Origin of the sequence: Endozoicomonas sp. ALB115 (assembly GCF_049310245.1) — a bacterium.
Taxonomy (GTDB): Bacteria; Pseudomonadota; Gammaproteobacteria; order Pseudomonadales; family Endozoicomonadaceae; genus Endozoicomonas.
In genome coordinates, this window is sequence record NZ_JBLYZG010000006.1 from 75,306 (window position 1) to 88,611 (window position 13,306).

The window sequence follows — 13,306 nt, forward strand, 5'->3', positions numbered from 1 at the left end:
TCAATCGCAACCAACAACCCACTGCTTGCAAGAACCAGCTGTCATTAAGGAAAGCCCGATGAAAAAAATAATTGCCACTGTCGCCCTGGCCAGTACTGCCTTCGCCTCCCTGTCTTTTTCCGGGATAAGCCAGGCGCAGGACACCATTCGTTTTGGTATGGAGGCGACCTATCCTCCTTTCGAGTTCTTTAATGAACAGAATGAGCTGACGGGTTTTGACGTTGAACTGGCCAATGCCATCTGCGCCGAACTGGATGCCACCTGCGAGTTCAACAACCAGCCGTTTGACAGTTTGATCCCCGGCCTGAAATTCCGTCGCTTTGATGCCATCATTTCCGGCATGGATATCACCCCGAAACGACTGGAACAGGTCGCCTTTACCCAGCCCTATTATGAAAACTCAGCCATCTTTGTGGCTGGCATCAACAGTGATGTTAAAGAAGCCAAAGATCTGAAGGGTAAAACCGTCGGAGTACAAAATGGTAGTACCCACCAGGCCTATCTGATCGACAAACTGGAAAAACAGGGCGTGAAAACCCGCCCATACGACAGCTACCAGAACGCCTTGCTGGATATGACCAATGGTCGGGTTGATGCCGTGTTTGCCGATACGGCGGTTGCCCGTGAGTGGCTGGTTCAGCAGGGCAAAGATCAATACCAGAGCGTGGGTGAAGAAGTGAAGGATGCCAATTACTTTGGCATCGGCATGGGCATCGCGGCCCGTCAAGGTGACCCCCTGGTGGAAAAACTGAACACGGCGCTCACTCAGGTAAAAGAGAGCGGTGTTTACCAGCAGCTGCATGCCAAGTATTTCAACTCTGCACAGGTGAGATAACTGTGGGCCTGACCACTCTCTTCGCCAAAGCAACCGTGATGACCCTGGGCCTTGCCCTGTCATCACTGGTTCTGGGCCTGTTAATGGCCGTCGCTTTTTCCCTGGCCGAACTCAGCCGCTGCAAACCCCTTGCCCTCGCCACCAGCACCCTGGTTGCCATATTGCGTGGGCTACCGGAAATCCTGGTGGTGTTTTTCGTCTACTTTGGCTCAACCCATGCCCTGTTCCTGCTAACGGATGAGTTTATTGAAGTCAGCCCGTTTGTTGCCGGTACCCTTGCCCTGTCGTTAATTTATTCGGCCTACGCCTCACAAACCCTGCGCGGCGCTTTTATGGCGGTCCCCAAAGGACAGACCGAAGCAGCGGTAGCACTGGGGATCAGCCGCAGCCATTGCTTTTTCCGCATTATCCTGCCGCAAACCTGGCGTCACGCCCTGCCCGGTCTGGGTAACCAGTGGCTGGTACTGCTGAAAGATACGGCGCTGGTTGCCCTGATTGGTGTCAACGATTTACTGCTCCAGGCCAGGATGACTGCCGCCAGTACCTATGAACCATTTACCTGGTATGGTGTTGCCGCCCTTATTTACCTGGCAATTACCCTGGTCAGCCAGCATATACTGGAACGCATGAAATCCCGATTTAATAGACACCTGACGTCCAGTAACGGCGTGACAGAAATGCCCGTTGACAAACCAGTCAACCCCGGTGAGGCCACCGCATGAATATGGACTATTTACCCGAGCTGCTGAAAGGTCTTGGCACCACACTGGAACTGACCCTGGTCAGCCTGTTTACCGGGCTGGTGCTGGCCATCCTGTTCACCCTGGTGCTTGCCCTGAAAGTGAGGCCGCTGACCTGGCTGGTCAAACTGCAGATTCTGCTGTTTACCGGCACGCCATTGCTGATCCAGATATTTCTGATTTATTACGGTCCGGCTCAGTTTGACGCCATCAGAAACAGCGTTCTCTGGCCCTGGTTAAGCCAACCCTGGTTCTGCGCCATGTTGGCCCTGGCACTGAACTCAGCCGCCTATTCTACCTTGTTATTCAAGGGAGCCATTGATGCCGTGCCAAACAGTGACCGGGAAGCCTGTATGGCGCTGGGCATGACCAACAGACAGGCACTGCTGCGGGTCATCCTGCCCCATGCCGTGCGCCGGGCACTGCCCGCCTATGGCAACGAGGTCATTCTGGTTATGAAAGGTTCGTCCCTGGCCAGTACCATTACCCTGATGGACTTAATGGGCTATGCGGCCAGACTGAACGCACAAACTTACGACACATTAACGGTGTTCACCATGGCTGGCCTGATCTATCTGGCCATGACGGGCGTTTTGACAGTGCTGATCCGGTTTATGGAACACAAAGTTCTGGCGTTTAGCCGCTGATTCTTTGTGTAAAACGCCAATTCCGACAACCCCTGTTTGATTTTTTTGCAGATCCCGGCCTGCTGGCTACACTTGTCGGTGGTCATCCAGGCCATGTTTACTTAGGAGGCTGTCCGAGAATAGACTGCCCTACTGCGGCTAAGCGTTATTACCCATACACCACGTTCACCCTGAGCGGAGTCGAAGGGTGCTTGGCACGATCTATCAGAGTCCGGAGTTTCCGCCCTTCGACAAGCTCAGGACGAACGGTATGGGTAACAGCGCTTAGCTGCACTAGGTAATACACGGTTGGCATCCACAGGTAAAACATTACGACAACGTCGCACAGCCTGACTGATAACGTTCATTTATAAAACAGTCAGGCACACCGGATACATAATTGAGCAATGATCAAATTATTGAGCTGTCTGGTACCGTTTATCGTTATCATCAGCCATGAGCTGTCCGCCGATGGCAATCAAACTGACATTGAAAGTCATATTGAAAACCAGATTGACAGCATCGACACCTTTTACGGAACAATATCGTTTAAGGCCATGGCAAATGATCAATCCCGGCTACTCTCTTCCCTTCTGGCCCACCCGGCAGTCAACAGGCTGAAACACATCAACCAGTATGGCCCCATACAGATGGTGGACTCACAGGGCAGTAACAATGAACCCTACTCCCGTTACGACCATTCTCTGGGTGTCTTCTATTTACTCAACCGTTTCGGTGCCCCCTTCCCGGAACAGGTCAGCGGCCTGCTCCATGACCTGCCCCACAGCACCTTCAGCCATGTGTCTGACTACCTGTTTTCTGACAGCTCAGCAGGCAACCCGGACTATCACGATTCACAGTTCACCAACTTTGTGGACAGGCACAGCATTACTCCAATCCTGAACAGACATCAACTGTCGTCTGAAACCGTCCACCCCAAAAAAAATCCCTCGTTTACCCGGCTGGAACGGCCACTGCCGGACCTTGCTGCTGATCGGCTTGATTATATAGTGCAGGGCGCTGCCAGACGGAAAAAGCTCACCAGTCAACAGGTCGATGCCATCCTGGCAGACCTGTTCTTTGACCCGCTGTCGCAACACTGGTATGCCAAAAGCCTGGAATCCGCGCGGCTGACCGCCGATGCCAGTATTGAACTGAACCGGCATATTTTTGTTACCGCCTGGGGACGGGTTCTCTATCTCTGGACAGCCGATGCCCTGAAACAGCTGGTCAGGGCAGGAGAACTCGGGGCCGATGATCTGTTTTTTACCATGGGTGACGATCAGGTCTGGCAGAAAATACACCAAAGCGCCTTGCCCGGTGTACGCACATTAGCCGGGCAAATGTTGACCGCCTGGCATAAAGTGCATGAGGTCACCCATCCCGGGGCAAACACCATAACGTTTGAAAATGTCCGCTGTCGTATTGTTGACCCAAGAGTGGCAACCATCCGTTCCGACAATACCGTAGCCAGCTGGCTGCGTGTTTCCGATATCGACCCGTTATTCAGGGACCGTTACCTTACCGAACTTAAGAGATGCCAGCTTTTTTATGCTGAGGTCGAGCCATAATCAAAAGCAGCATGATGCTTATTCCATATGCTTCTGCTCAGTGATTTCTGTGAACCGCCTGCCCAGCGACCGGGCAGATGCAATCCAGATTGCGAAGAAACAGAGAACAATCACCGCAACATAGGGTGCAATGGCAGACAGTGACCCCAGCATCACCATCAATATCTGCTGTATCAATGAACCCGTGGATTTTCCGGTGGGATTGCCAATAATATCCACTGCCGCCTTGCCCTTTACCTTCTGTTCCGGCGTCAGGGGGATATAACTCATCTCCTTGGTGGGGTCGAACAGGGCGTATTTGGTCGATTTACTCAGAATATTCTGAATTGCCCCCAAAATCACCGTCAGCATTAACGGGGCAATCCCCAGGGAGAGTATCAGGCTTTCAGGCAACCAGTCCCGGAACAGGACAAAACAGAAAAACAGGGACCCGGTGACCAATAATATGACCGGCGTACACAGCGCCGCAAATGTCCAGCCGAAATACCGGATCACATTATTGGTGAGAAACAGCATCATAAAGATCGTCACCAACCCGGTGCAGGTTGAAAACAGCCCCATAAACTGGTTGTAATTATTCGGGTCCGGAAACTGCATACGAAGCTGATTTTTCCAGGTAACCTCCACCATGTTGATGCACACCCCATAGCTGATCACCAGCAGGGCAATGCACAGGAGATATCTGGAATGAATAATCATTTTCAGGCTGTCGCGCAGGGACAGGCTCAGTTTTTCATTGGCTGGCTCATGGGCACCCAGCTGATGGTATAAGCTGGGATCACTCAGGACATAACGGTTTATCCACCAGTAAATCAAAATAATCAACGCCCCGCCCAGCGTCAGAACCGTGGTCATCAGATTAAGGGAATACCCCCAGCAATCCACACCTTCGGGCAGGTTCTCCCTGACTCCGGAGGCAATATAGACAAAATAACCTGCCGTGGGCAGCGCCAGATTGCCCATCATGCCAAACAGGGCATAAAACCGTTTTGACTCGGCAATGGTATTGATATGGTTGGCAAATCCCCAGAACAGCATCGACAGGCAAACACTGCCCCACAACTCCGACATGACATAGAACAGGGAGAAGGTCCAATTACGCATCACCGCAATCAGCCCCTTGAACCCCGGTGGTAAAACACTTTGCAGATAGTCCGATGTATCATGAAAGTGCAGGGTATCACGGTTGGGGTAGAGCCAGAGCGCAAAGAAAACAAAGAACAGAATAAATGTGGTAATCACCAGGTAAAAAAGTGTATTCCTTCTCACCAGGTTACTCATGCGCGAATAAATCAGGGTAAACCCGATAGCAAAAGGGACATTAACCCAAAGCTTCAGAAATGGGATAATCTCGGCACCGGAACCGGCACCGGTGACCACCAGGGTATCTTTGGTGTCCCTGAGAATCGTATAGTTAAAAAGAATAAGGTAGAACATCAAAATCATGGGGATAAGCTTTTTCAGCTCATGACTGTGAACCGGCCAGAACCGTTCCCGCCATTTGCTGAACTCAGGATCAGAACTCATTCAGAAACCTCCGAAACAGATAACCTCGCCCCTTTAATACGGCCTAAAATAAGCCGAAGTAACAAACACGGAAGTCCACTATCAGTCTGAAAACCTGTTCACGAGCCAGATGCAGCCCATTACCGGCGGGAGGTTGTCAAAGAGAATTGACTCCCTGACCTCTCTGTTCAACCCTGAAACAACAATAGAAAAATAATGGTTATTTCATTCAATTACCAGTTTCAAAAAAAGAACGAAATAAAAAACTTTATAAGTTGTTACATTCGGACAAACAAATCAACAAAACCCTAAATTCAGGAGAAAAAACTCCCATTGAATCATCATTCGCTCTTATAAAAAAATCTCTTATAAAAAAAATCAAAACATAAATAACAAATATTTCTCACCAGCATGCGCATTACAGCCTATTTTGAGTGGTTAGGTATTTATCACTCCGGTTTCTTATCTCAATGAAAACAGGTTATTGCTACTACCGTATTCTTCTTATGTTTTTATGCCTGTTAATGGCAAGTTTGCTGCCATATTCCGGTACTAGCGTCTTTGCAGCGGTTCATCAGGCTGAAACTGACCGGCAGAAGCAAGCGGAGCAAAGCAAAAACGGGGAGATCAGTCGTCTGGTGAACACTCTGAAAACGGCGGTTGCCTGGGGCCTGGTGCCATTAAGTTCAGAAATTGCCCTGAACATCAGTAAAAATTATTTAAAACAGCATAATTACACCTTTCTCCAAACCTTACTGAAAATCCACGGCAGTAATATCCGGCGTTCAACCAGCCAGCATTTGACCGACAATCTCAGCGCCCGGCTGGAGAGCCTCAGTTACAAAACGCTGTCGGACGAACATCTGAAAAAGCAGACCGATGATCTGCAAACCGATCTCCTGTTCCGTTCTCTGTTTACCTTTTCCATTCTCAGCATGAATGCCCAGAAAGCGAGAAAAACCTATTTCCGTCTGCAGGACATTCTGGACAACATCGCCTCCACCGCCAGACTCGCTTTGACTGATGGAGATTATGACCGGGCCAGTGCCATGATCGCCCTCGCCGTACAGACCATGGTTTACATTCATCCCGAAGCCAGGGCCAGTGACGGAGCTGACAGCATCAGGACCCATTTCAATTACCATATTGACTGGTCCGATATTCCGGAGTTTCGCAACGACATCCAGCGCCATCTGCAGACCATGGATCCACTGGTCCGACGCTCAACATTGATTAACCTGCGTTACTGCGATCTCCTGAACCAGTGGCAGATCAGTTATCAGGACTGCAGCGACTTTGAAAACGGTGCCATAGAGGAACTGGAGGGCATGGCCATCATGTCCGAAAAGGGAACCAGGCCCGGGGTCATCCAGTCCGTCCTCAAGGGGGTTCCTGAGCACTACATCAGAAACGCCATTTTCATTATGGGGGTCTCTGTGCCGGCGGTACTGCTCCATTTCCTGGACAAAAAGAAGACACCGGTGGTCTACACCGTGGTGGACCATTTTGCCAGGGTAACCGGGATGGCAACCACCAAAGCAAACATTGAACGGTTCTCCTCCAATTCCCGCCGCAGCCTGGAAAACTGGGGGGCCATTGATACCGGCAAAGGCAGTTCGACATCGCCCACCGGGGAATTCGCCAACCATTACTTCAACACCCTGCAAAAAAATGCCACCGCCATTCTGGCCGAACAGCCCAACTTTGCCCGCTCCAATGCCCAGCGCGCCCTGGAGGCCCTGGTGGTCAACCTGGCAGAAGCTTTCAACCTGCAGCGGGTCGATGACGACCAGGCCAGCGCCGGTTTGCTGGCCGCAGCGCTGGTTCAGCATTACCGGGAAAACGTTGAAGTTACCAATGATGACAGCCTGATCCGTTCAACCCTGCTGGCCTTCCGGCCACTGTATCGTCAGGAACTGATCCCTGAAGTCGTGGCAGCCCTGGAAATACTGGAACCTGAATACAAAACAAGTTCAAAGGTGAGGCGTTGGTATCAGCAGCAACTGACCACCTGGTTCAGGCTTTCCTCCCCGGATGGTTCAGCACAGGATCTGCCGGAATTCCCCGATATACCATGGATCAGCCAGATTCCCCAACTGCCTTCCGGGAAACCACGGCCACGGGCCCCGAGCAAATCCTGGTATCAGAGCTACCTTCCGGACAAGGAAACCATATCCACGATCACCATCCAGGGTACTGCCCTGGGCTATTCAATACTGGTGGCCATCCTTGAACCCCTGACTGTCAAGCGGCTAGTGGCTGGCAATCCTCCCTACTGGAATCTGGCGTCTTACTACCTGTTGACCTCCATGTTCGAATTTGGCCTGCGTTCCCTGGGCGAACCGGCCATTGTGCACCTGCAAACGGTGATCAAAAACGGGATTGGCAGCACCACGGGCATTCTGTCTTCAGAGGATAAACAGATCCAGGACGAGCTGGCCAACAAAGTCAATGCCCTTAACCGCAAGCTCAGCATTGAAGCCCAGACCAGCCGCTCATACCGTGCCACACTGGAAGGCCTGCTCACCCGTTACTGGAGCCTGTCCAGTCATCTGCTGGCTCACCCGGAACATTATCCACAGTCCCGGGCGGCGGCCACACTGGCCCTGGCTGCTTATACCCAGCGTTATTTTCACGCCGAATTTACGGAAGACAACCTGGTGATGAAAACCCTGGCAGTAGCACGACTGAACCCAGCCTTTGAGATACTCAGGGAGCAGGGTGACATTGAACACTTTACCCGGCAGGTTTTCGCTGCCCTGAAAGCCCTGGATCCGGCATTTGCCAAACAGGACATCAGCAATATCTACCTGAAAATGCTGCAAGGCTGGGGCCTTAAACATGACATACAGATGACAGCCAAATCACAAGATGTGCTGGACACGTGGGCATCTTATGGTGATTACCTGCTGGCAGCCGTGGGATTCTCAACCCAGGCCATGGTGAAAGCACTGGTCCATGACGAAAAAACGGTGGATGTGATCAGCCAGTCGATGGCGCATTTTTTTGTCAATATTTTTGAATATGGTACTACTGACTCATTAAGAAAGAAGATTTACGCCTGGTCCCGGCTGAAGATGCTCAATGTCGTCTCCTTCTACCCGGAGGAAGAGATGGTTGGTGTCAATTTTGCCAACCAGGAAATGACCGACTCTTTTCGCCGCCAGAAATTCTATTTTGGCAAACCGGAACTGGATATGCGGACGCAACTGATCCAGATCATTACCTCTATCGCCAACAGCTATTATCAGGCAATCATAGCAATCGATGCTGACCGCCAGAGTGATAATGTGATCGATCAGGAAACACTGGATAATGTGGAAAACCTGGTGACCCTTACCGTTCTCCGGCTGGTTCTGTTTGCGCCGGACCTGGCAGCCGATGACCTGTATATCCTGCAATCGATCAGCATACTTTCCCTGCCCATCAGGGATGAGCTGCTTGCCATGCGTGAGCCAATCATTGCCAAAATAAAAACAGCCCTTGATTCACTGAAGGTTGATGACAAAAGCGTGATAGAAGACTGTAAGAATAAAGCTATATTGATTATCGATAACTGGCTTCAGCCGCCTCTGCAGAGTACCTTCCCGGACATTGCATCTGAATAACACCTTGTTTAGCTGCAAAGCCCCTGCGGTAACCTGTTTTTTTGTTTGAGCCCCGGCTTTTCCTGACAAGGCACAACGAAAAAACGTAAGTTGTTACCACTTTCCATAATCGGCACTGTTACTAAAAAAATGGTTCACCCAATGTTCACCAGCGACCTGTCTACCGAATCAACTCTCAGCCCCAACATTACCAGGCATAGCCTGAATGGCCTGACCATTCTGAAAATTCAGAGCCGTGAATGTGAGGCGGCAATATCCCTCCACGGGGGCCATCTGCTTCAGTACAAACCGACCGGGCATCAGGACGTTATCTGGCTCAGTAAGAAAGCAATCTTCTCACAAGGCAAAGCGATACGTGGTGGCGTTCCTGTCTGCTGGCCCTGGTTTGGCCCGGCCAGTGCGCCTTCGCACGGGTTTGCCCGAATCAGCCCCTGGCAGTTGCTGGATCATGGGGAAAATGAACAGACCGTTACCATTCGCCTGAAACTCTGTACCTCCGAACAGACCCGAGAGATCTGGCCCCATGATTTCAGTGCCGTTCTCACCTTTACCCTGGGAGCAACCCTGCGCATAGACCTGGAAATGATCAACACCGGTGAGCGCCCCTGGCAATGGAGTGGTGCTTTGCACAGCTACTTCAATATTGCCGCAACCACCGAAACCTGGATTACCGGTGTCGGCACTTCCTACCTTGATAGCCTGCAAAATGGTCTGCCCTGCGAAACCTCAGAAGCCCTGATCATCAATCAACCCATTGACCGGATTTATAACGCCCCGGATGCCAGCATCGCAATCCATGACCGGGGTAATCAACGCATTATCCATGTTGTTAATGCCGGTCATAACTCCGCCGTTATCTGGAACCCATGGAAAGAAACCAGCAGAAATATGGGTGATATGAACGACGATGGTTATGAGACAATGGTTTGCGTTGAGGCAACCCGCTATGCGAAGGATCAGGCATCGGGTGCATTGTTGATGCCCGGTGAAAAAAATATATTGAGCACTGAAATCAGTGTTACTTCTGATAAATAACCATCCGAAAAGTGAAACCTTATTCAGAGTATTTCCCGGATTGAGCGCTATGTTGTTTCCGGTATTAAGGTATCGTGGGAACCGGTAGGCGATCAGGAGTCAGGGCAACGACGCATCGATAATAATTCTGCTTTTTTTGCATCAGCTGCTGACTCTCCTTTTTTCCTCGCTTCTTTTTCACTAAAGCCTTTGTTTAGCGCTGATCTATAGGCGTTTGACTTGGCATTTGAAATGGCCCTGGTCACCTTGCCTTTAACGGTTGCGGCGTATCTGGCATCTTTTTTGGCTCTGGCCGCCTTGCCTTTATCGGATGCGAAGTATTTGGCTCTGGCCGCTTTGCCTTTATCGGATGCGAAGTATTTGGTATTGTATTCGCGCTTGGCCGCCCGGCCTTTCCCGCACTCACGGTAAGCCTTCTGGACAGCCCTTCCTTTCACAGTCTTACGGTAAGCCTTCTGGGCAGACCTTCTTTTTCCTGGCGCAAAGGAAGCCTTCTTTTCATCGGTCTGCTGGTGAGCTACTGAGAGCGTGAGGGGCAAAGGCTCAACAGAACCGGACGATTCAGGCGCGTTAAACTCAGTGGTTTCCGTTGTAATTTGCTCATGTGTGTCTTTAATTAAAGGATCAATCATAGCAACTGGACGTGATGATGGCTGAGAACAACTCAACAATGAATTGCTCAGGGGAAATTTCTGAGCTATTGGCTGAACGTTTGTCAAGGTTAAATCTGTGAATGCAGAGTCATCATCTACAGGTTCACGGGAAAAATCACAAGATAAAGCTTGGTCAAAGTCTTCCAGAGACAGTTGAGGTAACACTGACTCATTTTCAGGGGATGGTAATTGAGAAATTGAAAAATCATCAAGCGAACGAAGAGAAGATGGCATGCCCTGATTCATCATACCCTTCCTTAAATATTCATAATGTAATGAATGACGTGTCTGGATAGAACAGCCCGTCAAACCTGGCTTTGAACTGGAAGAGCCAGAGGGTACTAAAGGTGATTCTGGAGGCTCCTGTAAACAGGAAGAAACAGAAAAGAAGTTTGAGCCAGCGTTACATCTGTCCATTGGATTATTGCATTATTGAATTACCGCTTAAGACCGACCCTTGATTATAAAAGTTCCTCCTTGACCCCAAAAGTAGATTAAAGGTCAGTGATTTAAACTTCATCATAAATCAATATCTATTAAATAATCCATTGAAAAACAGTGTTTTATTGATTTGAGCACACTCTATGCATAAAAACTCAAACCGCTTTCTCCTGCAAGATATTTCATAAGCATTTACTATGACCACAAACAACAACGTCAGCAATCTCTTTCAGGATATTTCCCGGATTGAGTGCTATGTGGTTTCCGGCATTTAAGGTATCCTGAGAACCTGCAGGCGATCAGCGGTGTGGACAAAGACCCATTGATAATAATTCTGCTTTTTTTGCATTTGCTGCTGACTCTCCTTTTTTCCTCGCTTCTTTTTCACTAAAGCCTTTGTTTAGCGCTACTCTATAGGCGTTTGACTTGGCATTTGAAATGGCCCTGGTCACCTTGCCTTTAACAGTTGCGCTGTATTTGGCATCGTTTTTGGATCTGTTCGCCTTGCCTTTATCGGATGCGAAGTATTTGGCTCTGGCCGCCTTGCCTTTATCGGATGCGAAGTATTTGGCTCTGGCTGCCTTGCCTTTATCGGATGCGAAGTATTTGGCTCTGGTCACATGGCCTTTATCGGATGCGAAGTATTTGGCTCTGGCCGCCTTGCCTTTATCGGATGCGAAGTATTTGGCTCTGGTCGCCTGGCCTTTATCGGATGCGAAGTATTTGGCTCTGGCCGCCTTGCCTTTCCCGCGCTCACAGTAAGCCTTCTGGACAGCCCTTCCTTTCTCAGTCTCACGGTAAGTCTTCTTGACAGACCTTCTTTTCCCTGGCGCAAAGGAAGCCTTCTTTTCATCGGTCTGCTGGCAAGCTACTGAGAACGTGAGGGGCTGAGGTTCAACAGAACCGGACGATTCAGGCGCGTTAAACTCAGTGGTTTTCGTTGTAATTTGCTCATGCGTGTCTTTAATTAAAGGATCAATCATAGCAACTGGACGTGATGACGGCTGAGAAAAACTCAACAATGGATTTATCGGGGGTAATTTCTGCGCTATTGGCTGAACGTTTGTCAAGGTTAAATCTGTGAATGCAAAGTCATCATCAGCAGTTTCACGGGAAAAATCACATGATAAAATTTGGTCAATGTCTTCCAGAGACAGTTGAGGTAACACTGACTCATTTTCAGGGGATGGTAATTGAGAAATTGAGAAATCATCAAGCGGACGCCGAGAAGATGGCATGCCCTGATTCATCATACCCTGTCTTAAATATGCATAATGTAGTGAATGACGTGTCTGAATAGAACAGCCCATCACACCTGGCCATGAACTGGAAGCGCCAGAGGGTACTAAAGATGTTTCTGGAGGATTCTGTAAACAGAAAGAAACAGAAAAACAATTTGAGCCTGCGTTACATCTGTCCATTGGATTATTGAATTAATGAATTATTAAATCACCGCTTGAGACCGCTCCTTGATTACAAAAGTTCCTCCTTGAACCCAAAAGTAGTTAAAGGTCAGTAATTTATGAAAAAGCAGATGACCAACTACCAAAATAAGCTCTCATTACAAAATAAACTTCTACAGGAGTTGAATATATGAACCCCATAATTGAGCTTGCATCCTGCACAAAAACTGTAAGTGACATCGCACTACCATACAACCTTATCTTAGAGGCCAGGTTTAAAGGCTATAAGATAAGCGTTGTGCCCAATGTATCCGACATATCATATATCCGAGAATATTTTTATTCCAAAAATCTAAAAGTCTCACCTATTAAAGGTGCGAAGAAAGCATTAAAAAAAATAGATACAGCTAAAAACTCCAACAAAAGAGTTATTGAAGTTATTGATATCAGTGCTGCCACTACAGCTGCTTATCTGTCATTTAAACTTAATCAAGAATCAATATCTATTGAACTTTTATCAGTAAAAAAGTCCTATCAAGGTAATGGACTTGGAAAGTTGTTGATGAAATCCATTATTGAAGTTGCTGCGTCCAGGAAAGTCCCTGGCATAGTCTTGAATAGTGACTACGATGCTATTTCCTTCTATGAGAAATTTGGCTTTAAAAAAGTTAAAACAGGAGAATCTGAACCACTGATGAAATTAGCAACGCCTGTGCGAGATTATTTACGGCAAAAGAGCCTGGAGCACTATGATCTGATCTGCCTGGATAAGCAGTTATTATCGCCAATTCAATATAAAAAGGTTTAACAAAACCGGGTCGGAAAGAAAACCGACACCGGATCCTCTTACACCTCATACTGCGCCAGATCGGGCGCACTATTTTTGAT

Annotated in this window: 10 protein-coding genes; 7 read left to right on the forward strand and 3 right to left on the reverse strand. The window is 48.9% G+C overall.

What is annotated here, in order from left to right; all coding sequences use genetic code 11:
* Positions 1–58: 58 nt before the first annotated feature.
* The 4 genes from ACO6VE_RS04440 (at position 59) to ACO6VE_RS04455 (ending at position 3,772) form a co-directional block, all read left to right on the forward strand.
* The gene (locus tag ACO6VE_RS04440) at positions 59–835 is read left to right on the forward strand and encodes a transporter substrate-binding domain-containing protein (RefSeq protein ID WP_422448875.1); all 777 of its coding nucleotides are present in this window, start codon (positions 59–61) and stop codon (positions 833–835) included.
* A gap of 2 nt (positions 836–837) precedes the next feature.
* Positions 838–1,557, forward strand: a complete 720-nt coding sequence (gene artQ, locus ACO6VE_RS04445; RefSeq protein ID WP_422459922.1) for an arginine ABC transporter permease ArtQ — start codon at positions 838–840, stop codon at positions 1,555–1,557.
* Positions 1,554–2,222 carry an arginine ABC transporter permease ArtM gene (gene artM / locus ACO6VE_RS04450; protein ID WP_422459924.1) on the forward strand — a complete coding sequence of 223 codons (669 nt, stop codon included), beginning with the start codon at positions 1,554–1,556 and terminating at the stop codon, positions 2,220–2,222. The genes artQ and artM overlap by 4 nt, the downstream gene beginning before the upstream one ends.
* Before the next feature lie 386 nt (positions 2,223–2,608).
* On the forward strand, positions 2,609–3,772 hold the full coding sequence (locus ACO6VE_RS04455) for a hypothetical protein (RefSeq protein WP_422459926.1): 1,164 nt from the start codon (positions 2,609–2,611) through the stop codon (positions 3,770–3,772).
* Positions 3,773–3,790: 18 nt separating this feature from the next.
* Here ACO6VE_RS04455 and ACO6VE_RS04460 read toward each other — a convergent pair whose 3' ends face one another.
* Positions 3,791–5,299 (reverse strand): NTP/NDP exchange transporter, encoded by a 1,509-nt coding sequence (locus ACO6VE_RS04460; RefSeq protein ID WP_422459928.1) that lies wholly within the window; start codon positions 5,297–5,299, stop codon positions 3,791–3,793.
* 449 nt (positions 5,300–5,748) lie between these two features.
* Between ACO6VE_RS04460 and ACO6VE_RS04465 the strand changes: the two genes are divergently transcribed.
* Together ACO6VE_RS04465 and ACO6VE_RS04470 are read left to right on the forward strand one after the other, a co-directional pair.
* The gene (locus ACO6VE_RS04465; protein WP_422448885.1) at positions 5,749–8,886 is read left to right on the forward strand and encodes a hypothetical protein; all 3,138 of its coding nucleotides are present in this window, start codon (positions 5,749–5,751) and stop codon (positions 8,884–8,886) included.
* A 141-nt stretch (positions 8,887–9,027) separates the two neighbouring features.
* Positions 9,028–9,921 carry a D-hexose-6-phosphate mutarotase gene (locus ACO6VE_RS04470; protein WP_422448887.1) on the forward strand — a complete coding sequence of 298 codons (894 nt, stop codon included), beginning with the start codon at positions 9,028–9,030 and terminating at the stop codon, positions 9,919–9,921.
* Positions 9,922–10,013: 92 nt separating this feature from the next.
* On the opposite strand, the gene ACO6VE_RS04475 is transcribed toward ACO6VE_RS04470, so the two are convergent.
* Positions 10,014–10,553: a hypothetical protein gene (locus ACO6VE_RS04475; protein WP_422459930.1), complete on the reverse strand. Its 540-nt coding sequence runs from the start codon at positions 10,551–10,553 to the stop codon at positions 10,014–10,016.
* A gap of 761 nt (positions 10,554–11,314) precedes the next feature.
* Complete coding sequence (locus tag ACO6VE_RS04480) at positions 11,315–12,268, reverse strand: hypothetical protein (protein ID WP_422459932.1); 954 nt, start codon at positions 12,266–12,268, stop codon at positions 11,315–11,317.
* Positions 12,269–12,608: 340 nt separating this feature from the next.
* On the opposite strand from ACO6VE_RS04480, the gene ACO6VE_RS04485 reads away from it, so the two are divergent.
* Complete coding sequence (locus tag ACO6VE_RS04485; protein ID WP_422459934.1) at positions 12,609–13,226, forward strand: GNAT family N-acetyltransferase; 618 nt, start codon at positions 12,609–12,611, stop codon at positions 13,224–13,226.
* Positions 13,227–13,306: the final 80 nt, after the last annotated feature.

Excerpts from the sequence above, each read along its gene's own strand:
- artM (WP_422459924.1), top strand. The coding sequence starts at position 1,554 with ATGAATATGGACTATTTACCCGAGCTGCTGAAAGGTCTTGGCACCACA.
- ACO6VE_RS04455 (WP_422459926.1), top strand. The coding sequence starts at position 2,609 with ATGATCAAATTATTGAGCTGTCTGGTACCGTTTATCGTTATCATCAGC.
- ACO6VE_RS04440 (WP_422448875.1), top strand. The coding sequence starts at position 59 with ATGAAAAAAATAATTGCCACTGTCGCCCTGGCCAGTACTGCCTTCGCC.
- ACO6VE_RS04485 (WP_422459934.1), top strand. The coding sequence starts at position 12,609 with ATGAACCCCATAATTGAGCTTGCATCCTGCACAAAAACTGTAAGTGAC.
- ACO6VE_RS04480 (WP_422459932.1), bottom strand. The coding sequence starts at position 12,268 with ATGATGAATCAGGGCATGCCATCTTCTCGGCGTCCGCTTGATGATTTC.
- ACO6VE_RS04460 (WP_422459928.1), bottom strand. The coding sequence starts at position 5,299 with ATGAGTTCTGATCCTGAGTTCAGCAAATGGCGGGAACGGTTCTGGCCG.
- ACO6VE_RS04470 (WP_422448887.1), top strand. The coding sequence starts at position 9,028 with ATGTTCACCAGCGACCTGTCTACCGAATCAACTCTCAGCCCCAACATT.
- ACO6VE_RS04465 (WP_422448885.1), top strand. The coding sequence starts at position 5,749 with ATGAAAACAGGTTATTGCTACTACCGTATTCTTCTTATGTTTTTATGC.
- ACO6VE_RS04475 (WP_422459930.1), bottom strand. The coding sequence starts at position 10,553 with ATGATTGATCCTTTAATTAAAGACACACATGAGCAAATTACAACGGAA.